This window comes from Streptomyces sp. NBC_00539, from assembly GCF_036346105.1.
Classification (GTDB): domain Bacteria; phylum Actinomycetota; class Actinomycetes; order Streptomycetales; family Streptomycetaceae; genus Streptomyces.
The window spans coordinates 4,920,852-4,942,021 of sequence record NZ_CP107811.1 but is presented as its reverse complement, the minus strand read 5'-3'; the positions used below and the strand labels follow the sequence as shown (position 1 = coordinate 4,942,021).

At 71.7% G+C, this 21,170-nt stretch carries 15 protein-coding genes; 8 read left to right on the top strand and 7 right to left on the bottom strand.

All coding sequences use genetic code 11. The features are described 5' to 3' along the window. Positions 1-21: 21 nt before the first annotated feature. Positions 22-1,719 carry a carbohydrate-binding module family 20 domain-containing protein gene (locus OG861_RS22160; RefSeq protein ID WP_330261846.1) on the bottom strand — a complete coding sequence of 566 codons (1,698 nt, stop codon included), beginning with the start codon at positions 1,717-1,719 and terminating at the stop codon, positions 22-24. Between the two features lie 566 nt (positions 1,720-2,285). Between OG861_RS22160 and OG861_RS22155 the strand changes: the two genes are divergently transcribed. The 3 genes from OG861_RS22155 (at position 2,286) to OG861_RS22145 (ending at position 4,690) form a co-directional block, all read left to right on the top strand. Continuing rightward, entirely contained in the window at positions 2,286-2,489 is a 204-nt protein-coding gene (locus tag OG861_RS22155; protein WP_053678014.1) for a cold-shock protein, read from the top strand. Between the two features lie 347 nt (positions 2,490-2,836). After that, positions 2,837-4,306: a DEAD/DEAH box helicase gene (locus tag OG861_RS22150; RefSeq protein WP_329194758.1), complete on the top strand. Its 1,470-nt coding sequence runs from the start codon at positions 2,837-2,839 to the stop codon at positions 4,304-4,306. 48 nt (positions 4,307-4,354) lie between these two features. Next, positions 4,355-4,690 (top strand): SCO5918 family protein, encoded by a 336-nt coding sequence (locus OG861_RS22145; RefSeq protein WP_329194760.1) that lies wholly within the window; start codon positions 4,355-4,357, stop codon positions 4,688-4,690. Positions 4,691-4,745: 55 nt separating this feature from the next. On the opposite strand, the gene OG861_RS22140 is transcribed toward OG861_RS22145, so the two are convergent. From OG861_RS22140 to OG861_RS22120, 5 genes are read right to left on the bottom strand one after another with little or no spacing between them, the layout of a single operon-like run. Then, positions 4,746-5,765 carry a LacI family DNA-binding transcriptional regulator gene (locus tag OG861_RS22140; RefSeq protein WP_443056493.1) on the bottom strand — a complete coding sequence of 340 codons (1,020 nt, stop codon included), beginning with the start codon at positions 5,763-5,765 and terminating at the stop codon, positions 4,746-4,748. Further along, the gene (locus tag OG861_RS22135) at positions 5,750-7,339 is read right to left on the bottom strand and encodes a glycoside hydrolase family 13 protein (protein WP_329202146.1); all 1,590 of its coding nucleotides are present in this window, start codon (positions 7,337-7,339) and stop codon (positions 5,750-5,752) included. Before OG861_RS22135 ends, OG861_RS22140 begins: the two co-directional genes overlap by 16 nt. Positions 7,340-7,387: 48 nt before the next feature. Beyond that, the gene (locus OG861_RS22130; protein WP_443056495.1) at positions 7,388-8,245 is read right to left on the bottom strand and encodes a sugar ABC transporter permease; all 858 of its coding nucleotides are present in this window, start codon (positions 8,243-8,245) and stop codon (positions 7,388-7,390) included. Continuing rightward, positions 8,242-9,264, bottom strand: coding sequence for a carbohydrate ABC transporter permease (locus OG861_RS22125; RefSeq protein WP_329194763.1), 1,023 nt, complete (start codon positions 9,262-9,264; stop codon positions 8,242-8,244). The genes OG861_RS22130 and OG861_RS22125 overlap by 4 nt, the downstream gene beginning before the upstream one ends. Positions 9,265-9,272: 8 nt before the next feature. Continuing rightward, positions 9,273-10,547, bottom strand: coding sequence for an extracellular solute-binding protein (locus tag OG861_RS22120; protein WP_329194765.1), 1,275 nt, complete (start codon positions 10,545-10,547; stop codon positions 9,273-9,275). 222 nt (positions 10,548-10,769) lie between these two features. Here OG861_RS22120 and OG861_RS22115 point away from each other — a divergent pair, with 222 nt between their 5' ends. From OG861_RS22115 to OG861_RS22105, 3 genes are all read left to right on the top strand, one after another. Further along, entirely contained in the window at positions 10,770-12,377 is a 1,608-nt protein-coding gene (locus tag OG861_RS22115) for a glycoside hydrolase family 13 protein (RefSeq protein WP_329194766.1), read from the top strand. A gap of 25 nt (positions 12,378-12,402) precedes the next feature. Beyond that, complete coding sequence (locus tag OG861_RS22110) at positions 12,403-13,434, top strand: LacI family DNA-binding transcriptional regulator (protein WP_329194768.1); 1,032 nt, start codon at positions 12,403-12,405, stop codon at positions 13,432-13,434. 105 nt (positions 13,435-13,539) lie between these two features. Then, positions 13,540-14,439 (top strand): phosphatase PAP2 family protein, encoded by a 900-nt coding sequence (locus tag OG861_RS22105; protein ID WP_329194770.1) that lies wholly within the window; start codon positions 13,540-13,542, stop codon positions 14,437-14,439. Between the two features lie 6 nt (positions 14,440-14,445). Here OG861_RS22105 and OG861_RS22100 read toward each other — a convergent pair whose 3' ends face one another. After that, positions 14,446-17,433: a bifunctional [glutamine synthetase] adenylyltransferase/[glutamine synthetase]-adenylyl-L-tyrosine phosphorylase gene (locus OG861_RS22100; RefSeq protein ID WP_329194771.1), complete on the bottom strand. Its 2,988-nt coding sequence runs from the start codon at positions 17,431-17,433 to the stop codon at positions 14,446-14,448. A 515-nt stretch (positions 17,434-17,948) separates the two neighbouring features. Between OG861_RS22100 and OG861_RS22095 the strand changes: the two genes are divergently transcribed. Next, positions 17,949-20,042 (top strand): PIG-L family deacetylase, encoded by a 2,094-nt coding sequence (locus tag OG861_RS22095; protein ID WP_329194773.1) that lies wholly within the window; start codon positions 17,949-17,951, stop codon positions 20,040-20,042. 73 nt (positions 20,043-20,115) lie between these two features. Beyond that, complete coding sequence (locus tag OG861_RS22090; RefSeq protein ID WP_329194775.1) at positions 20,116-21,108, top strand: hypothetical protein; 993 nt, start codon at positions 20,116-20,118, stop codon at positions 21,106-21,108. Positions 21,109-21,170 lie beyond the last annotated feature (62 nt).

Genomic DNA, 21,170 nt, shown 5'->3' with positions numbered 1-21,170 from the left:
CCTTGGAGGGGACGGGGAAGGTCAGCCGCGCCAGGCGTCGGTCAGCGTGACCTTGCCGTCGGCGGGCACGGTGGCGGTGCGGTTGGGACCGCTCTCCCAGGTGACGTTCCCGGCCGCGTCCTTGCGGAGGTACTTGTACGCGAAGGCGGTCCCGGCGGGGAGGGTGACGTCGAGCTTCCAGACGGGGTAGGCGGCCGGATCGAGCACCGGGGCGCTGCCGGTGTTCCAGTTGCCGAGGGCGCTCTGGTCGCCGGTGACGTAGATGCTCTGGCCGGGCACGGTGGTGGCGTTCACGGCGAACGAGGTGCCGGCCGCGACCGGCGCCGGCGCCGTGCAGGTACGGGCGCCGACGTGGAGGGCCACGGCCGTGTTCGCGCCGAGGGTGGCCGTGAACTGCCCCGACGTGCCGACGGTGACCGTCCGCCCGCTCTGCACGTCGCAGTAGGCGCCGGCCGGGAGCGAGGTCTGGAAGGTCCGGGTCAGGGCCGAGGCCTCGTGGTTGATGGCGACGTACGCCTTCGCCCCGCGCCCGAAGGCGATCTGGTCCCCGCCGTTGTCCCACCAGTCGGTGACGGCCTGGCCGCGCGCCGCGTTGCGGAAGGCGACCATGGAGGAGATGTCGCGCCAGGCGTGCTGGCACTTCCAGCCGTCGGCGTAACAGGCGTTCACGGTGCCGCCGCTGGGCGGACCGGCGTCCTTGTCGGTCCACTCGTAGCCGGAGTGCACGTCGGGCGAGCCGTAGGGCCAGGCCAGCATGAAGACGTTGGCGAGGGTGTAGTCGGCGCCGTACTTGTAGTTGAGGGTGTCGCCGCCGCGCTCGGTGTCGTGGTTGTCGACGAAGACGGCCGCCTGTCCGCCGGGCAGGTACCCCCATGCCTCGCCGAAGTTCTTGAGGTACGCCAGGTTCTCGTTCTCGAAGACCCGCTTGAGGTCACGGCCGTAGCGGAACTCCTGGACGTCGCCGGTGCCGAGGTACTCGCCGGGCTGGACGGCCTCCCCCGCCCCGTAGATCGCCTCCAGCTTCCAATAGGCGTTCGGGTTGGTCAGGCGGGACTTGATCGCGGCGAGGTCGCCGGCGGGCATGTGCTTGGCCGCGTCGATCCGGAAGCCGTCGACGCCGAGGGAGAGCAGGTCGTTGAGGTACCCGGCGATCTGCCCCCGCACGTGGTCCTCACCGGTGTCCAGGTCCGCCAGCTGTACGAGCTCGCAGTTCTGCACGTTGGCGCGGTCGGTGTAGTTCGAGATGGTCGCCCGGCAGTCGTCCATGTCGGAGCCGGAGTACAGGCCCGGGTAGTCGTACTTCGTGTACGAAGAGCCCCCCGTCCCGGTCCCGTCACCGGCCGCCATGTGGTTGATGACGGAGTCCGCGACGACCTTCACCCCGGCGGCGTGACAGGCGTCCACCATGCCTTTGAATGCGGTCCGGTCCCCGAGCCGCCCGGCGATCTTGTAGCTGACGGGCTGGTACGAGGTCCACCACTGCGCGCCCTGCACGTGCTCCTGCGGCGGCGAGACCTGCACGTACCCGTACCCGGCGGGCCCCAGGCTGTCCCGACAGGCCTTGGCCACGGAATCGAACCGCCACTCGAACATCACGGCGGTCACGTCCTTCGCCCCGGGCGGGGCGGCGACGGCGGGGACGGCCTGCGCGCTGACGCAGGCGGCGGCGAGCACGGTGGCGGCGAGCAGGGCTCTGGGGGCACGCGGAATCGTCGGCATGGGGGTTTCCTCCTGGCGGAGAGGCGCAGTACAGACGGGGGAACGGACGTCGAACAGGCGGGGATTGCAGCGACCGTAGGTCCCAGACCATCCACCTGCAAGACCTTGCGCAAGAGATTGCAGAAATGTTTCCGCGATGTGTCCCGACTTGCGCCCGGGGGGCGGGGTCCGCACCCCCGCCGCGCCATGCCGGGCAGGGCACCGCCCCCGTCCGACCGGAGGCACCCGGGGCCGCGAGGCGGCCACCGGCGCCCCGAATAGCGGGCAGAAATCCGAGGGAAAACCCTGCCCATACCTACCGCGGCAAGCACAGAATTTCGGAGCGGGCTCGGTGAACATTTCCCTCCGCGGAGGGACTCACCCGGTTTTTCCCCGACCCCCTCGGCCATACCGTGCTACTGTGATTTCAGTTGCAGTTGTGGTTCCCAAACTTTCAGCCCCACCACCGGACGAAAAATCCGGCGGAGGGCTTCTGTGTGCCGGAATTTCCCGGGCGGGCGATCATCGCGGCGACTTGAGATCCGCACAGTGCGGACTCTGGGCTCGTGCCCCGAAGGAGATTCGACATGGCTAATGGCACCGTGAAGTGGTTCAACGCCGAAAAGGGTTTCGGTTTCATCGAGCAGGAGGGCGGCGGTCCTGACGTGTTCGCCCACTACTCGAACATCGCCTCCCAGGGCTTCCGTGAGCTCCAGGAAGGGCAGAAGGTGAGCTTCGACATCGCGCAGGGCCAGAAGGGCCCGACCGCGGAGAACATCGTCACCGCCTGACACCGGCGCATCGTCACGCAGCTGGGGCCCGCACCTTGGGGTGCGGGCCCCAGCTCGTTGCGTTACCCGCGCCTCCCCTTGTCTCCGCCCGCCTCCCACGGCCCGCGCGAGCACCCACCGGGTGCTTCACTCCCCCGGTTTCCCACGACTTTTCCGTCCGAATGGCCGCCGCACTCCCGGCACCCATTACGGCGCCCACGTCACGGCACTCCGGCCGGCATTCGACGCCGCCCGTCACCACTGCCGTCGACATTCAGTCGGCTCGTTCCTGTGAATTCGCGCGGTCATTCCGATGCGCTGCTGAATTCCCTCGACGCGTGCCGTCCCCGTATCGAGGAAGGTTCAGCATGAACCGCACACGCACGAACGACCGCTCCCCCCGCACCCGCGCCGCCGGCGGCTCCACGAACCGCGGCGCCCGTTTCGGCTCCCCCAGCCCCACCCGCTCCGGCTCCCCCGCCCGCTCCGGCGGCTACGGCCGCCGTCCGGCCGCGCTCCAGGGTGAGTTCGCCCCGCCCGTCACCCTCACGCCGGCGCTGCCCGCCGTCGAGGCGTTCGCCGACCTCGACATGCCGGAGCAGCTGCTGGCCGCCCTCGGCGCCGAGGGCGTCTGCGTACCGTTCCCGATCCAGGCCGCGACGCTGCCCAACACCCTCGCCGGACGCGACGTCCTCGGCCGCGGCCGTACGGGCTCCGGCAAGACCCTGGCCTTCGGGCTCGCCATGCTGGCCCGTACGGCGGGGCAGCGCGCGGAACCGCGTCAACCGCTCGCCCTGGTCCTCGTACCCACCCGTGAGCTCGCGCAGCAGGTCACCGACGCGCTGGCGCCGTACGCCCGCTCGCTGAGGCTGCGCCTGGCCACCGTCGTCGGCGGCATGTCGATCGGCCGGCAGGCCGGCGCGCTGCGCGGCGGCGCCGAAGTCGTCGTCGCGACGCCGGGCCGGCTCGCGGACCTCATCGAGCGGGGTGACTGCCGGCTCGACCAGGTGGCCGTCACCGTGCTCGACGAGGCCGACCAGATGGCCGACATGGGCTTCATGCCGCAGGTCACGGCCCTGCTCGACCAGGTACGTCCGCAGGGCCAGCGGATGCTGTTCTCCGCGACCCTGGACCGCAACGTCGACCTCCTGGTCCGCCGCTACCTGACCGACCCCGTGGTGCACTCCGTGGACCCCTCGGCCGGCGCGGTCACGACGATGGAGCACCACGTGCTCCACGTCCACGGCGCCGACAAGCAGGCCACCACCACCGAGATCGCCGCCCGCGACGGTCGCGTGATCATGTTCCTGGACACCAAGCACGCGGTGGACCGCCTGACGCAGGACCTGCTGAACAGCGGCGTGCGCGCCGCGGCGCTGCACGGCGGCAAGTCCCAGCCCCAGCGGACCCGCACCCTCGCGCAGTTCAAGACCGGGCACGTCACGGTCCTCGTGGCGACCAACGTCGCGGCCCGCGGCATCCACGTCGACAACCTCGACCTCGTCGTCAACGTCGACCCGCCGACCGACCCGAAGGACTACCTCCACCGCGGCGGCCGCACCGCCCGCGCCGGGGAGTCGGGCAGCGTCGTCACCCTGGTCACCCCGAACCAGCGCCGTGACATGGTGCGGCTGATGGCCGCCGCCGGGATCACCCCGCGGACCACCCAGGTGCGGTCCGGCGAGGCGGAGCTGAACCGCATCACCGGTGCCCAGGCCCCCTCGGGCGTCCCGGTCACCATCACGGCGCCCGTGGCCGCGCGCAGCACCCGCGGCGGCGCCGCCCGGCGCGGCCGCCGCCCCGGCGGCAACCGCCGGTCCTTCGGCGCAGCCGCGTAGGACCGCTCACCCCCCTCCCGACAGCTCCCTCCCACCCTGTGAGGTCCCATGCGCTGCGTCATCGCCCGCTTCCCCTTCGAGCTCACCAAGAGCGGTGTGCTGGACGCGATGAAGGGCGTCAAGCCCGAACCGGTCACCGGTGACTCCGTCATCATCGGGCGGCGCCAGTACCCGGTGAAGCAGGTGGGCGAGGCCGTCACCCGACAGGACCGCCGCGATTTCAGCGCCGCGGAGGTCACCCGGGCCATGACGGCACTCGGATTCACCTGCCGGTCGGCCACCCCGCTCCGCCCGGCCGCCCCCCTGACCCCCCTGCAAACGGCCTCGGCCCTCCTGGGCCTGACCTCTCCGGGGGCGGCGTCGGACGGGTTGCAGCGGGTGTAGCGGTCCCCGCCCCGGTGCACCGCACTCGGGCGCGAGGCGGGCCGGGGCGGGGGCACTACAGCCCCCGCACCTGGCCCGTCGAGCCGCGGACGACCAGTTCCGGCTGGAAGACGTACTCCGTGCGCTGGACCGGGGTGCCGGCCACCGCTTCGAGGAGGGCTCCGACCGCTGCCGTGGCCATCGCGCGGACCGGTTGGCGGATCGTGGTCAGCGGGGGGTCCGTGAAGGCGATCAGCGGGGAGTCGTCGAAGCCGACCACCGACACGTCCTCCGGGACGCGCAGGCCCCGCTCCCGGGCCGCCCGTATCACCCCGAGCGCCATCGGGTCGCTGCCGCACACGATGCCCGTGCAGCCGCGGTCGAGCAGTGCGCCCCCCGCCGCGTGGCCGCCCTCCACCGTGAACAGCGTGCGCTGGATGAGGCCCTCCCCCTCCGCCCCCGGCACGGCGGCGGCGAACGCCGCCTCCTTGCGGGCGGAGGGGACGTAGCGCGTCGGGCCGATCGCCAGGCCGATCCGGCGGTGTCCCAGGTCCTCCAGGTGGCGTACGGCCATCTCGGCCGCAGCCCGGTCGTCCGGGGAGATGAACGGGGCGTTGACGTGCTCGTTGAAGCCGTTGATCAGGACGAACGGGACGCCCCGCGAGGAGAGGCGCTGGTAGCGCGAAGGGTCCAGCGTGGAGTCCGCGTGCAGCCCGGACAGGAAGACGATCCCCGTGACCCCCCGCTCCTCCAGCTGCTCCACCAGCTCGTCCTCGGTGGCCCCGCCCGGCGTCTGCGTACACAGCACCGGCGTGTACCCGTGCCCCGCCAGGGCCTGCTCGATGACCTGCGCGAACGCCGGGAAGATGGGGTTGGTGAGCTCGGGGATCAGCAGCCCCACCAGGCCGTTGCTGCGCCGCTTGAGCCGCACCGGCCGCTCGTAGCCCAGCAGGTCCATGGCGGCCAGCACCCTGTGCCGGGTGCCGGCCGCCACGCCCGCCTTGCCGTTGACCACACGGCTGACGGTCGCCTCGCTGACCTGGGCCTGCGCGGCGATGTCCGTCAGCCGCAGCGGGGAGGTCACCCCTGCCACCACACCGCCGTGTCGGCCTCCAGGACACCGGGGTCCGCGACGTCGCCGCTGGCGAGGAGCACCGTGCCGGGCGGGGACATCCGTACGGCCTCACCCGTCGTGTTGACCGTGCACACGAAGTCGCCCCGCCGGAAGGCCAGTACGCCGGCGGGGGCGTCCAGCCACTCCACGGCGTCGCCGGCCCCGAGCTCGGCCCGCTCGCGGCGGATCCGCAGCGCCGCCCGGTACAGCTCCAGCGTGGAGCCGGGGTCACCGGTCTGCGCCTCGACGCTCAGCGCCGCCCATTCGGCCGGCTGCGGCAGCCAGCTGCCGCCGTCGCCGAAGCCGTACGGTGCCTCGGTTCCGGACCACGGGATCGGTACGCGGCAGCCGTCGCGCAGCCCGTCCTGGCCGTTCTCCTTGAAGAAGGACGGGTCCTGGCGCACGGAGTCCGGCAGGTCCACCACCTCCGGCAGGCCGAGTTCCTCCCCCTGGTAGACGTACGCCGATCCCGGCAGCGCCAGCATCAGCAGCGCGGCCGCCCGCGCCCGCGCCAGGCTGCCGAACCGGGTCCGGTGCCGCACGACGTCGTGGTTGGACAGCACCCACGTCGTCGGCGCCCCCACCGGCCGCATCGCGTCCAGCGAGTCGTCGATGGCGCCGCGCAGTGCGGCCGCATCCCAACCGGTGTTCAGGTAGTGGAAGTTGAAGGCCTGGTGCAGCTCGTCGGGCCGCAGGTACATGGCCGTCCGCTCCGCGCTCGGGGTCCAGGCCTCGGCGACGCCGATGCGGTCGCCCGCGTACTCATCGAGCACCTTGCGCCAGGAGCGGTAGATCTCGTGGACCCCGTCCTGGTCGAAGAACGGCAGCACCTGGTTGCCGAGCAGCTTGAGCTGTTCGTCGCGGCCGAGGTCGGGCAGGCCGGGGGCCTTGACCAGGCCGTGGGCGACGTCGATGCGGAAGCCGTCGGTGCCGAGGTCGAGCCAGAAGCGCAGGATGGAGCGGAACTCGTCCTGCACCGCGGGGTGTTCCCAGTTGAAGTCGGGCTGCTCGGGGGCGAACAGGTGCAGGTACCACTGCCCGTCCGCGACCCGGGTCCAGGCCGGCCCGCCGAAGATCGACTCCCAGTCGTTCGGGGGCAGGGAGCCGTCCGGACCGCTCCCCGGGCGGAAGTGGAAGCGTTCGCGCAGCGGGCTGCCCGGCCCCTCGCGCAGCGCCTGCTTGAACCATTCGTGCTGGTCGGAGCAGTGGTTGGGGACGAGGTCGACGATGATGCGCAGGCCCAGCGCGTGGGCTTCGCGGATCACGGCGTCCGCGTCGTGCAGGGTGCCGAACATGGGGTCGATGGCCCGGTAGTCGGCGACGTCGTAGCCGGCGTCGGCCTGCGGGGAGGCGTAGAAGGGGCTGAGCCAGACGGCGTCGACGCCCAGTTCCTTCAAGTAGGGCAGCCGGCTGCGGATGCCTTCGAGGTCCCCCATGCCGTCCCCGTTGGAGTCGGCGAAGCTGCGCGGATAGACCTGGTAGATCACCGCTTCTCTCCACCAGCCGGGCCGCGTTGCGGTCGTGGCGGGGAGTGCGTCGGCGAGGTGCTGGGTCATGGTGTCCTTGGAGAGGTCGGGCCGGAGCGGGGAGGCGGGCAAGGGTGGTCAGCCCTTGGTCGCGCCCGCTGTCATACCGGCGACGAGGTGACGCTGGGCGAAGAGGAAGAAGAACGCCGCGGGGATGGCGATGAGGACGGAAGCGGCGCTCATCGCACCCCAGTTGGAGGTGTACTGGGTGACGAAGGTCTGCAGGCCACCGGCGAGGGTGAGGTGCTCGTCGCCGACCATGAACGCGGAGGCGTACGCGACCTCGCCCCAGGCGGTGATGAAGGCGTAGAAGCCGGTGACGGCGAGGCCGGGCTTGGCGAGGGGCAGGATGAGGCGCCAGAAGGTGCCGAAGGGGTTGAGCCCGTCGACGCGGCCGGATTCGTCGATCTCGACCGGGATGGTGTCGAAGAAGCCCTTCATCATCCAGGCGCAGAACGGCACGGCGATGGTGAGGTAGGTGATGACCAGGCCGACGGGCTGGTTGAGCAGTCCGAGCTGTCCCATGAGGTTGTAGAGCGGGACGATGAGGATGGCCATCGGGAACATCTGCGTGATGAGCAGGGTCCACATCAGCGGCTTCATGCCGGGGAACTTGAACCGGCTGACGGCGTATCCGGTGGTGGCGGCGATGAACACGCCGAGGACCGTGGTGATGCCGGCGACGAGGACGGAGTTGCCGAACCAGGTGAAGAAGGAGGTCGACTCCACCAGGTAGCGGTAGTTGTCGAGCGTGGGTTCCTTCACGAAGTCCGTGGAGATGGCGTGCTTCGCGGGCTTGATGGAGGTCAGCAGGACCCACAGCACCGGGAAGACGGCGATCACGGAGGCGACGATCAGGGTGGCGTGCAGGCCCGCGGAGGCGAGGGGCGAGCGCTCGCCCCGCTTGCGGACGGGAACGTCGGTCGTCACGGTCACCACACCTCTCCCTGCTTGCGCAGCGAGCGCCGGTAGACCAGCGCGAAGATCATGAGCAGGGCGAGGATCAGCACGCCCCAGGTCGCGGAGCCGGCGAAGTCGCGCGGGCTGGACACGAAGGCCTCGCGGAAGGCCTGGGTCACGAGGATCTCGGTGGAGTCGCCGGGTCCGCCCCGCGTCAGCAGGAAGATCACCGGGAACATGTTGAAGGTCCAGATGGTGGAGAGCAGGATCACGGTCATGCTCACCGTCCGCAGACCCGGCAGCGTGATGTGCCGGAACCGCTGCCAGGGGGTGGCCCCGTCCATCTCGGCGGCCTCGTACAGCTCGCCGGGGATGGACTGCAGTCCGCCGAGCAGGGCCACCATCATGAAGGGGACGCCGAGCCAGACGTTGACGGCGATGACGGAGACCTTCGCCCAGGTGGGGTCGTCGAGCCACGGGATCGCGGAGATCCCGCCGCCGTCGAGGAGCTTGTTGAGGATGCCGCTGTCGCGGTTGAAGAGGAACCGCCAGGCGAAGACGGACACGAAGCCGGGGACGGCCCACGGCAGGATGAGCGCCATGCGGTAGGCGGCGCGGCCGCGGAACTCGCGGTTGAGCATGTTGGCGAGGGCCAGTCCGAGCGCGAAGGTGATCGACACGCACAGGACGGTCCAGGTGACGGTCCACACCAGCCGCTGCAGGAACACCGGGTCGGCGAGGACGTCCGCGTAGTTGTCGAGCCCGACGAACCGGTACGTCGCCTCGATGTGGTTGGCGCCGATGGTGCGGGCGACGTTGCGTTCGTTGGCGTCGGTCAGCGAGAGGTAGACGCCCCGGACGAGCGGCCAGCCGATGATCACGCCGAGCACGAGCACCACCGGGGCGATCATGGCCCAGGCGTACCAGTGGGTGGCGAGGGCGCGCCTCGCTCCGCCGCGGTTGTCAGTCATGCGGCTCCGGCCGCGGACGGCGGGGGCCTGCGGGCCCTCGACGTCCGCGGCCTTCGCCACCGACTGGCTGGTGTGAGCAGCCATCTTCTCTTCTACTTCCAGCCCTTGAGGATCTTGCGGAACTCGACGCCCGTCGCCTTCGCCGCGTCCTCGGGGGTCGCCGCGCCGGTGATGGCCTTGGTGTACTCGACCTTGAGCGGCTCGAAGAGGGAACCGTTCTCCGGGATCCAGGCGCGCTCGACGGCCTTGTCCACGGCCGGCTTGAAGAACTGGACCATCTCGCTGGACTTGACGTCCGGCTGCTCGTAGGCGGCCGTGCGGGTCGGCAGCAGGCTCAGCTCCTTCGCGGACTGGACCTGCACCTCCTGCGAGGTCATGTAGTCGATGAAGGCGTGCGCGGCGGCGCGGTTCTTGGAACCGGCGTAGACAGCGAGGTCGTGGCCGCCCTGCGGGGCGCCGGCCTTGACGGAGCCGGCCGGGACGGGCGCGACGCCGAGGTTGGCCTTGTCCTTGAACTGGTCGCCCGCGTAGGTGTCGGCGACGGCCCACGGACCGTTGATCATCATGGCGGCTTCGCCCGACTTGAAGGCGGTCTGCATGTTGGTCCAGCCGTCGGTGGCGTTGGTGATCGCCGCGCCGGAGGTGACCAGGTCACGCGCCGTCTTGAAGGCCTTGACGCCCGCCGGGTTGTCGACGGTGACCGTCTTGGTCTTCGCGTCGACCAGGTCGCCGCCCTCGCCGTAGATCAGCGGCAGGAACCAGTAGGAGTCGTCGCCGCGCAGGTAGAGGCCGGCCTTGCCGGTCTTCGCCTTGATGGCGGCGGCGGCGGTCTTGACCTCCTCCAGCGTCTTGGGGGGCTCGACGCCGGCGTCGGCGAGCATCTTCTTGTTGTAGAAGAGGCCGAGGGTGTCGATGACCTGGGGGACGGCGTAGGTCTTGCCCTCGTACTTGCCGCTGGCGGCGGCCTGCGGCAGGAACTCGGCGTCGACCTTCTTCACCGTGTCGGCCGGGACCTCGTCCAGGTAGCCGAGCGAGGCGAAGTCGGCGACCCAGCCGACGTCGGCGCGGATCACGTCAGGGGCTTCGGAACCGCTGCTGAAGGCGTTCTTCACCTTGTTCTGGGCGTCACCGTAGGGCACGTTGACGTACTTGACGGTGACCTTCGGGTGCTTCGCGGTGAACGCCTCGGCGATCTTCTGGAAGCTGGCCTTCTCCGCGTCGTTGGAGGTGTCCCACCACGTGACGGTCCCGGAGAGTTCCCCGCCGGACTGGGTGTCGCCGCCGTTGTCCTTGGTGTCCCCACCGCAAGCCGTCGCCGCGAGTGCCAGGGTCGCGACCAGCGCGGTGGCCGCTATGCCACGCCGCATATGAACTCCTTCGATGATCCCGGCCGCTTCCTCGCGGTCCCGAGTTGCCAGGAACGTAACAAGACTGAAAGCCGACCGAAAGACCTTGCGGCAACTTTCTGCAAGTGCTGGTGATCGTTACATCCGTGTGTCCGTACGGTTGCCGCGGCTTGCTGTTAGTTCGACGTACCTTCGAGTCGTCAGGCCCGCAACCAGGGGGCGTGTGCTCGCGTTGACCCCGATATGACCCATGAGCTGACCGCGTCCCGGCTTGCAAGCGCTTCCAGCGACGGGACCGCGAACGGCGGCTGGTGGCGCGATGCCGTCATCTATCAGGTGTACGTCCGGTCCTTCGCCGACAGCGACGGCGACGGCGTGGGCGACCTGCGCGGAGTCCGCGAGCGGCTCCCGCACCTGGCCCGGCTCGGGGTCGACGCCCTCTGGCTGACCCCTTTCTACGTCTCTCCCCAGGCGGACGGCGGCTACGACGTCGCCGACTACCGCGCCGTCGACCCCCTCTTCGGCGACCTCTCCGACGCCGACGACCTCGTCCGCGCCGCCCACGCCCTGGGCCTGCGGGTCATCGTGGACGTCGTGCCGAACCACACCTCCGCCCGGCACCCCTGGTTCCGTGCGGCCCTCGCCGATCCGGCGGCGCGGGCCCGCTACCACTTCCGGCCGGGACGCGGACCGGGCGGCGCGCTGCCGCCCAACGACTGGGAGTCCGTGTTCGGCGGGCCGGCCTGGACGCGGGTGGCGGACGGGCAGTGGTACCTGCACCTTTTCGCCCCCGAGCAGCCCGACCTCAACTGGGACCACCCCGAGGTCGCGGAGGAGTTCGCCTCGGTGATGCGGTTCTGGCTGGACCTCGGGGTGGACGGGTTCCGCGTCGACGTGGCGCACGGGATGGTCAAGGCCCCCGGCATGCCCGACATCGGCCACGGCGCGCAGGCGACGCTCATCGGTACCCAGCCGCTGCCGTTCTTCGACCAGGACGGGGTCCACGAGATCCACCGCTCCTGGCGGCGGCTGCTCGATTCCTACGAGGGCGCGCGGATCGGGGTCGCGGAGGCGTGGGCGCCGACCTCGGAGCGGCTCGCGCTGTACGTGCGGCCCGACGAGATGCACCAGGCCTTCAACTTCCGGTTCCTGAACTGCCCCTGGGACGCGGCGGCGATGCGGACCGTCATCGACGAGTCGCTGGCGGCCACCGCCTCCGTGGGGGCGCCGACGACGTGGGTGCTGTCCAACCACGACGTCGTGCGGCACCGGACCCGGTTCGGCAGCCTGGCGCGGGCGCGGGCCGCCGCGCTGCTGATGCTGGCGCTGCCGGGATCGGCGTACGTCTACCAGGGGGAGGAACTCGGCCTGCCGGAGGTGGCGGACCTGCCGGACTCCGTGCGCCAGGACCCGGCGTTCCACCGCTCCGCCGGGCAGGAGGGGTTGCGCGACGGCTGCCGGATCCCGCTGCCCTGGTCGGGCCAGGAGCCCCCGTACGGTTTCGGTCCGGGCGGCAGCTGGCTGCCGCAGCCGGCCGACTGGGCGGGGCTGAGCGTCGCCGCCCAGACGGGCGATCCGCACTCCACGCTGGAGCTGTACCGCGCGGCCCTGGAGCTGCGCCGCGCGCTGCCGGGACTGGGTGCGCCCGAGGCGGGCGGGCTGACCTGGCTGCCGGCGCCCGAAGGGGTGCTCCTGTTCACCCGGCCCGGCTTCGCCTGCACCCTCAACAGCCTCCCGGCGCCGCTCGAACTGCCCTCGCCGGGGCGGCCCGTGCTCTCGAGCGCGCCGGTGGAGACGGACGGGCGCACGGTGCTGTTGCCACCGGAGTCGTGCACGTGGTGGGCATTGTGACGTGCGACCGGTACAGTCCAATGCCGTGACCGCACGGCTAGCCGACATCGCAGCCCAGGCGGGGGTCAGCGAAGCCACAGTCAGCCGCGTGCTCAACGGCAAGCCCGGTGTGGCCGCGGGCACCCGCGAGTCCGTGCTGGCCGCGCTCGACGTGCTCGGCTACGAGCGGCCCGTACGGCTGCGCCAGCGCAGCGCGGGCCTGGTGGGCCTGATAACCCCCGAGTTGGACAACCCCATCTTCCCGGCGCTCGCGCAGGTGATCGGGCAGGCGCTGACGCGGCAGGGGTACACCCCGGTGCTGGCGACCCAGACGCCCGGCGGCTCCACCGAGGACGAGCTGACGGAGATGCTCGTCGACCGCGGGGTCTCCGGGATCATCTTCGTCTCGGGGCTGCACGCGGACACCACGGCCGATATGGGCCGCTATGACCAACTTCGCGCCCAGGGTGTCCCCTTCGTACTCATCAACGGTTTCTCCGACAAGGTGCGGGCCCCGTTCGTCTCCCCGGACGACCGGGCCGCGATGCAGCTCGCCGTGACGCACCTGAGCGCCCTCGGGCACACCCGGATCGGCTTGGCGGTCGGACCGAAGCGGTTCGTACCCGTACTGCGCAAGATCGAGGGGTTCCGGCTCGGCATGAAGGAGCGGCTCGGGCTGGACGGGGCCGCGACGGAGGAGCTGATCCAGCACTCCCTGTACTCGCTGGAGGGCGGCCAGGCCGCCGCGGCCGCGCTGATCTCGCGCGGCTGCACGGCGATCGTGTGCGCGAGCGACATGATGGCGCTCGGCGCCATCCGGGCGGCGCGGCAGCAGGGGCTGCGGGTGCCGCAGGACGTGTCGGTGGTCGGCTTCGACGACTCCCCGCTCATAGCGTTCACCGATCCGCCCCTTACCACGATCCGGCAACCGGTGCAGGCGATGGGGCAGGCGGCGGTGCGCACGCTGCTGGAGGAGATCGGCGGTACGCCGGCCCCGCACAGCGAATTCGTGTTCCTGCCGGAGCTGGTGGTGCGCGGATCGACCGCTTCGGGCCCGGGACAGCGGCGGGCCACGTAAGGGTTCCGGCAGGGGTCGGTGTACTCCCCAGGGCGGAGCGGCTGCGCCCAAGACCGTCCCGAGGGATGATCGGGGTCTGGAAGCCATCTGGCAGACTCTTTCCCCATGGGTGAAGCGAGCGTGAAGACACTGGAAACCCGGACGGACGTCTCGTCACCCCAAGTGACCGAGCAGGAGACCCGCCCGGGGTCCCGGAGCACTCTCCTCGCCCGCCTGCGGATGCCGCGCCGCCCGAGGATCTGGTTCGAGGTCCTGCTCATCGCGCTCAGCTACTGGACCTACTCGCTGATCCGCAACGCCGTGCCGGAGCAGAAGGCGGCGGCGCTGGCCAACGCCGACTGGATCTGGCGCACCGAGCACTCGCTGGGCATCGCCGTGGAGCACAGCGTCAACCACGCGGTCAACTCGGTGACGTGGCTCGTCGTCGGTATGAACTACTACTACGCCACGCTGCACTTCGTCGTGACGATCGGCGTGCTGGTCTGGATCTACCGCTTCCATCCCGGGCGTTACGCGGCCACCCGCTTCGTGCTGTTCGCGACGACGGGCGTGGCGCTGCTCGGCTACTACTTCTATCCGCTGGCGCCGCCCCGGCTGATGAACGGGCAGCGCTTCGTCGACACCGTGCTGGTGCACCACACCTGGGGTTCCATGGCCTCGGGGAACCTCAAGCACATGTCGAACCAGTACGCGGCGATGCCGTCCATGCACATAGGGTGGTCGCTCTGGTGCGGGCTGACGATCTTCGCGGTCGCGTCGGCGCCGTGGGCCCGCGTGCTGGGCCTGCTGTACCCGGCGGCGACCCTGGTGGTCATCGTGGCCACCGCGAACCACTTCTGGCTGGACGCCGCGGGCGGCATGCTCTGCCTGGCGTTCGGGTACACGGTCTCGGGGCTCTGGTACGGCTCCCTCCCCCACCGCCTGCCGCGCCGCCCCCGGGCCACCGACCCGCACCCGGCGACGGCCGCGCTCGTGAACCGCTTGCGCCGCCGGCCGGCCGCGTAACGCCCGCTACGACCCGTAGAACAGGTCGTCCACGACCGCGCGGGCACGGCGGGTGGTGCGGCGGTAGTCGTCGAGCATGTCGCCGACCGTGCCCTCCGCGTAGCCGAGGTAGCGGCCCACGGCGGCCAGTTCGCGCGCCTCGGAGGGGAAGGTGTCCCCGGCGCGGCCGCGGACCAGCATCACGGCGTTGCGGACGCGGGTGGCCAGTACCCAGGCCTCGTCCAGGATCTGCGCCTCGTCGGCCGGGATGAGGCCCGCCGCGTGCGCCGCGGCCAGGGCCTCGCGGGTCCGGGTCGTGCGCAGGCCCGGTTCGTTCCAGGCGTGGCGCATCTGCATCAGCTGGACCGTCCACTCGACGTCGCTGAGCCCGCCGCGGCCGAGTTTGGTGTGCAGGGTCGGGTCCGCGCCGCGCGGCATCCGTTCGGTTTCCATCCGCGCCTTGAGCCGGCGGATCTCCCGGACCGCGTTGTCGCCGAGGCCCTCCGCCGGGTAGCGCAGCGGGTCGATCAGCTCGATGAAGCGGGCTCCCAGCTCGGCGTCCCCCGCGACCGGTTCGGCGCGCAGCAGGGCCTGGCTCTCCCAGGTCAGCGACCAGCGGCGGTAGTACGCGGCGTAGGAGGGGAGGGTGCGCACCAGCGGCCCGGAGCGTCCCTCGGGCCGCAGGTCGGCGTCGATGAGCAGCGGCGGGTCGGCGGTGGGCAGCTGGAGCAGCCTGCGCATCTCGGCGATCACGGCCTGGGCGGCCTTCGCGGCCTCCTGTTCGTCGACGCCCTCGCGGGGTTCGTGGACGAACAGGACGTCGGCGTCGGAGCCGTAGCCGAGTTCGCGCCCGCCGAAGCGGCCGACGCCGATGACGGCGAAGCGGGTGGGCAGGGTGTCGCCCCAGTGGGACTGCACGGCTGCGCGCAGGGCGCCGCCGATGGTGGCGGCGGTCAGGTCGGAGACGGCCCGGCCGACCCGGTCGACGAGGGCGCCGGGGTCGGTTTCGGCGGGGCTGTCCTCGGTGCCGTAGGAGGCGATGATGTCGGCGGCGGCGGTACGGAACAGCTCCCGCCGGCGCACCCCCCGGGCCGCGGCGACGGCGGTCTGCGGGTCCTCGGCGCGGCCGACCGCGGCCAGTACCTCCTGTTCGAGCGCCTCGTGCGTACGGGGCTGGAGGCCTTCGGGGTCCCCGAGCAGCGCGACCGCCTCCGGGGCGCGCATCAGCAGGTCGGGGGCCAGGCGTCCGGCGGACAGGACGCGGGCGAGGTTCTCGGCGGCGGCGCCTTCGTCGCGCAGCAGCCGCAGGTACCAGGGGGTGCGGCCGAGGGCGTCGGAAACCTTGCGGAAGTTGAGGAGGCCGGCGTCCGGGTCGGCGGAGTCGGCGAACCAGCCCAGCATCACGGGCAGCAGGGTCCGCTGGATGGCCGCCTTGCGGCTGACGCCGGAGGCGAGGGCTTCGAGGTGGCGCAGCGCGGTGGACGGGTCCGCGTAGCCGAGGGCTTCGAGGCGCTGTCCGGCGGCGCGCGGGGAGAGCCGGGTCTCGCCGGGGGTGAGCTGGGCGACGGCGTCGAGCAGCGGCCGGTAGAACAGCTTCTCGTGGAGGCGGCGGACGACGGAGGCGTGCCGCCGCCAGGCCTTGCCCAGTTCGGCGACGGGTTCGGTGCGCAGTCCCATGGACCGGCCGAGGCGCCGCAGGTCGTTCTCGTCCTCGGGGACGAGGTGGGTGCGGCGCAGCCGGTAGAGCTGGATGCGGTGTTCCATGGCGCGCAGGAAGCAGTACGCGTCGTGGAGCTGGGCGGCGTCGGCGCGGCCGACGTAGCCTCCGGCGGCGAGGGCGTGCAGGGCGTCGAGGGTGGTGCGGGAGTGGAGGGTGGCGTCGCTGCGGCCGTGCACGAGCTGGAGCAGCTGGACGGCGAACTCGACGTCGCGCAGGCCGCCGGGGCCGAGTTTCAGTTCGCGCTCGACCTGGGCGGCGGGGATGTTGTCGACGACTCGGCGGCGCATCTTCTGGACGTCGGCGACGAAGTTCTCGCGTTCGGCGGCCTGCCACACGAGCGGAGTTATGGCCTCGATGTACTGGGCGCCGAGCTCGGGGTCGCCGGCGACGGCGCGCGCCTTGAGCAGCGCCTGGAACTCCCAGGTCTTGGCCCAGCGCTGGTAGTAGGCGAGGTGGGAGGAGAGGGTGCGCACCAGCGGGCCGTTGCGGCCCTCGGGGCGCAGGTTGGCGTCGACGGGCCAGATGGTTCCCTCGACGGTGGTCTCGGAGCAGATCCGCATCAGGTGGGAGGCGAGGCGGGTGGCGGCCTGGACGGCCGTGCCCTCGTCGGTGCCCCTGGTGGCGTCGCCGACGAAGATGACGTCGACGTCCGAGACGTAGTTGAGCTCGTTGCCGCCGCACTTCCCCATGGCGATGACGGCGAGGCGGCAGCGGGCCGCGTCCTCGGGGGCGGCGGCGCTCGCGATGCGCAGGGCCGCGCGGAGGGTGGCGGTGGCGAGGTCGGCCAGCTCGGCGGCGGTCTCGGCGACGTCGATGGTGCCGCAGACGTCGCGGGCGGCGATGGAGAGCAGGCAGCGGCGGTAGGCGACGCGCAGGGCGACGGGGTCGTGGGCGTCGGCGAGGCCGCGTTCGAAGTCGGCGAGGCCGGGGTGGAGGTCGGCGGCTTCGTAGGTGACGAGGGTGTGCCAGTCGCGGGGGTGGCGGGCGAGGTGGTCGGCGAGGGCCTCGGAGGCGCCGAGTACGCCGAGCAGCCGGTCGCGCAGCGGCTTGGCGCCGAGCAGGGTGTCGAGGAGCACGGGCAGCTCTTGCGGCTGCTGCGCCTCGGCGAGCCGGACGAGGCCGAGGAGGGCGAGGTCGGGGTCGGCGGTGGCGCCGAGCGCGTCGAGGAGTACCGGGTCGGTGCGTACGGAGGCCAGCACCGGGCTCTCCAGCAGCCGGGCGGCGGCGGAGGGGTCGGTGAACCCGCTCCGCAGCAGCCGGATGAAGGTGCTGCTCCTGCGTCCCGGGACTGTCATCCCGCCGCCTCCCGCGTGCGTCGCTGCCGGGGTTGGCCCGGCCGGCCGGTACCCGAGCCTAGCCGGAGCGCGGGCCCGGCTCGCCGGGGCGCGGGGGCGGTGGAGTGAACAAGCTCACAGGCAGGGGTGGCGTGCGCGGCGGCAGGGCCCTGGGGGCGGGGGTGCGGCGGGCGCCCGGTGGTGCGGTGACCGGCGCAAACGTGCCGGGACGGGGCTCGTGGGCGTACGGACGAGAGCGGGCTCAAAACGACCTAAAACACTCAAACCGGCCAATTCACCTAAACAAGACTCAATAGCCCATAACCTGCCTCGACTTGGCCCACGGTACGGGACAAAGGCGTCCGCATGGCGGGCATTTACCGCGATCGGACCCGCACGAGGCACAATCACATCCGGTCGTTTTTCGGAAAGCACGAGTCATCGGCGACAACGATGAACCAAGTCGCCCGGATTGACCTCTCTTCGAGTGACCGCTTCGCGGTTCTTCCCGCCCGGAACGACCCCAAGGCGTGACCATGCCGATGACCCGCCGCCGCCTCATGCTGGCCGCCGCCCTGCTGCCCGTCCTGACGGTCGGCACCACCGGTGTACTCGCCATCGCCTCGGGCGAGCAGACCTCGGCAGAGGCCAGCCAGGACAAGCACCTCGCCGCGCCCGTCATACCGGCGAGCACCACGGCCGGCTCGGTGGTCCAGGTCGTGGCCCACCCCGACGACGACCTCTTCTTCATGAACCCGGACCTCAGCCGGTCCCTGACCGCGGGCATCCCGGTCACCACCGTCTACCTCACCTCCGGCGAGGCCGACGGCCGCAACGAGGCCGCGGGCGGCGCCGCCAAGGACCCCGAGCAGCCCGCCGACCGCGCGCACTACGCGGAGGCCAGGCAGAACGGCATACGCTGCGCGTACGCGCAGATGGCGACGGGGGACCGCACGAGCGCGTGGCAGCGCACGGTCATACCCACCGTCGGCGGCGGCCAGGCCGAAGTCGACGTCCTCCTCGCCCACCCCCAGATCAACCTGGTCTGGCTCCAGCTGCGCGAGGCCCGCAGCACCACCGCCCCGACCCCCGAGAGCCTGCGCGGCCTGTGGAACGGCCAGATACCCGCCCTGGAGGCGCAGCTCGCCTCGGGCTCCCCCGTCAAGCAGCCGTACACGTACACCAAGGACCAGGTGGTCCAGGTCATAGCCGGGGTCCTGACGAAGTACCGTCCGACGACGATACGGATGCAGGACCCGACCCCCGGCCGGGACCAGGTGACCGGCACGTACACCGACCACCAGGACCACATGTACGGCGCGCGCTTCGTCCAGGCCGGTTACGCCGCCTACGCCCGCCAGACCAGCGACCGCCCCCACTTCGCGGTCCAGAACTACCTCGGCTACCACACCGGCAGCCTCCCGCACGCGCTGGACCCGCAGACCGCCGAGACGAAGATCGGCTACCTCAAGACCTACGCCTGGCTGGACCACGAGAACTACTGCGGCAGCATCGCCGGCTGCGGCGACCGGAAGGTGGCGGGCAGCCCCACCGGCCGCAACTGGGCCCAGTCCCTGCGCTACGCCCGCGCCGACAACACCTCCTGGATGACGGAGGGGGTGCCCGGCCGGCTCTACGCCTTCGCGGCGCTCGACGGCCGGCTGGCCGTGTGGACCCGGGAACCCGCCGGCATGTGGACCGCCCCGGCCCTGATCCCCGGTGAGGGCATCGACCCCGGCGTCTTCGCCACCCGCCTCCCCGACGGCCGGGTCACGGTCGTCGCCACCCGTACCGCCTTCGGCGAAGGGGGCAAGGACTACCGCCGCGAGGTGGTCACCCTCACCCAGACGGCGCCGGGCGGTGCGTTCGGCGCCTGGCAGTCGCTCGGCACCCCCGAGGCGGCGGACGAGCCCGGCACCTCGGCGATCAGTGCCCCCGCTGCGGTCGTCGGCGCGGACGGCCGGCTGACCGTGTACCTGCGCGACGCCCACCGCACCCTGCGCGCCTCCGTCCAGCAGCCCTCGGGCGGCTTCGGCGAGTGGCTGCACCTGGGCGGCGCGGACCTGCAGAGCGACCCGGTGGTCGCGGTGGACGCCGCGGGCCGCCGCCACGTGTACGCCACCACCAGCACCTCCGTCCTCGCCTGGACCCAGGCCGCCCCGGACGCCCCCCTCCAGGGGCCCTTCCAGACGAACCTCCCCGCCACCACGGTCCCCCTCACGGCGGCTCCCGAGGGCGCGGGCGTCCGGCTCTACTTCCGCCGCCCCGACTCGGGCGTGGTCCGCAGCGCCCTGGTCACCGCGGGCCCGGGCAAGCCGCAGGTGTCCCCCGTCGCCGAGTCCGGCGGCCGGGCCGGCTACGGCGCGGTCGGGGTCGCGGGCCGCCTCCTGACGGGCCGTGCCGACACCGGCACCGTCAGCACCACCTCGGCCAGCGGCCCGCCCGCCTGGACGGAATCCGGCATGCTCTACTCCGGCGCACCGTCCGCCACCCTCGACCGCACGGGCGCCGCGACGACGGCGGTCCTCGGCCTCGACGCCGCGCTCCACACGGCCATGACCCCGCCCACCGGCACCACGGGCCCCGTCTGGCACCCGGCGGTCTTCCCGGCGCGGGCGCCCCTGACCTGACGGCCCCCGGCCCCGGCCGCCGCCCGGCCACCCGTTACGCCGAAGGCGGTGACCTCCGAGCGGTAGTGGTGCCATGGCCTCCCGCATGCGTCCCGCCGTGTTCCGGGCGCATGCTGGAAACGGAGACGCACCTGGCCGCGGCGCAGGGCTCCTGGTCCTCGGTGACCCCCAGGGCGCCGACGTCGAGCGCGCCCTTGTGACCTCGCGCCCGAGCATTCCCCGAACCCAGGACCGCCTTGAGCGTGACCACGAGGAGCGCGCGATGTCGGATCAGTTGTACGAAGCGCTTGCGGGGCAGGCCCCGACAGCGCTCGCCCAAGACGTCTCGCTCGCGACTCCAGTGGCCGCATCCCGCATCGTCGGTCGTGACGCCGTTTCGGCAGCTCTCGGTACGTACCGGCAGGCCCTGGCCGCGCCCGAGGCCACAGCCGGCCTCAAAGGAGACGAGGTGGAGGGGGTCGTCTACAGCGCGAGCCCCGGCGGTCGGGAGACGGAGATCGTGGCGCTGGCGCGGAACGACTCTGCGGGCCTGGTGGCCACCATCGACGTCTACGGCCGGCCGTGGCCGTCCATGGCCGCTCTGCGTGAAGTGATAGCGAAGACCGACCCCGCTCTCGCAGACCCGGGCCTCGGAGCCGGACCGTACGCCCCGGAAGGGCCGACGCCGGACTGGGTAGACCATCCGGCCGTCCCGCCCCTGGCGCAGGACGTCACCCTGTACTCCCCGATCCTGAGCGAAGAGCCGACGGGGAAGGCCGTCGTCGGGCCTGTCCTCGAAGCAGCGGCGAAGAGCTTCAGCGACCTCAAGGTTCGTGCCGTCCTCGACATCGAAGGCGAACCGGGATTCGCAGTGGTGATCGACGAATACGTGGACGGTCACGTCCAGCAACTCGTCGAGATGTTCACCCTCAACGATGCGGGCGAAGTCGGGGGGATCCGCATCTTCACCCGCCCCTGGCTCGTGACCGCTCACTTCCGAAAGAACATGTACGCCCTGCTCAAAGAAACCCTCGGCCCCGAATTCTGGGAGGGGCCCGACCCGCAAGGCCCCTTGCCCACCCCATGACACGAGGCACCGGCCGAGACGCAGGGACGCACTCCTGACGGCCCACAGACGGCCCAGGAAGG

What these genes read in the sequence shown, in the direction of transcription:
- OG861_RS22095 (WP_329194773.1), top strand. Translation starts at nt 17,949, where the DNA reads ATGCCGATGACCCGCCGCCGCCTCATGCTGGCCGCCGCCCTGCTGCCC.
- OG861_RS22125 (WP_329194763.1), bottom strand. Translation starts at nt 9,264, where the DNA reads ATGGCTGCTCACACCAGCCAGTCGGTGGCGAAGGCCGCGGACGTCGAG.
- OG861_RS22100 (WP_329194771.1), bottom strand. Translation starts at nt 17,433, where the DNA reads ATGACAGTCCCGGGACGCAGGAGCAGCACCTTCATCCGGCTGCTGCGG.
- OG861_RS22150 (WP_329194758.1), top strand. Translation starts at nt 2,837, where the DNA reads ATGAACCGCACACGCACGAACGACCGCTCCCCCCGCACCCGCGCCGCC.
- OG861_RS22145 (WP_329194760.1), top strand. Translation starts at nt 4,355, where the DNA reads ATGCGCTGCGTCATCGCCCGCTTCCCCTTCGAGCTCACCAAGAGCGGT.
- OG861_RS22105 (WP_329194770.1), top strand. Translation starts at nt 13,540, where the DNA reads ATGGGTGAAGCGAGCGTGAAGACACTGGAAACCCGGACGGACGTCTCG.
- OG861_RS22120 (WP_329194765.1), bottom strand. Translation starts at nt 10,547, where the DNA reads ATGCGGCGTGGCATAGCGGCCACCGCGCTGGTCGCGACCCTGGCACTC.
- OG861_RS22135 (WP_329202146.1), bottom strand. Translation starts at nt 7,339, where the DNA reads ATGACCCAGCACCTCGCCGACGCACTCCCCGCCACGACCGCAACGCGG.
- OG861_RS22090 (WP_329194775.1), top strand. Translation starts at nt 20,116, where the DNA reads ATGGCCTCCCGCATGCGTCCCGCCGTGTTCCGGGCGCATGCTGGAAAC.
- OG861_RS22155 (WP_053678014.1), top strand. Translation starts at nt 2,286, where the DNA reads ATGGCTAATGGCACCGTGAAGTGGTTCAACGCCGAAAAGGGTTTCGGT.
- OG861_RS22160 (WP_330261846.1), bottom strand. Translation starts at nt 1,719, where the DNA reads ATGCCGACGATTCCGCGTGCCCCCAGAGCCCTGCTCGCCGCCACCGTG.
- OG861_RS22115 (WP_329194766.1), top strand. Translation starts at nt 10,770, where the DNA reads ATGACCCATGAGCTGACCGCGTCCCGGCTTGCAAGCGCTTCCAGCGAC.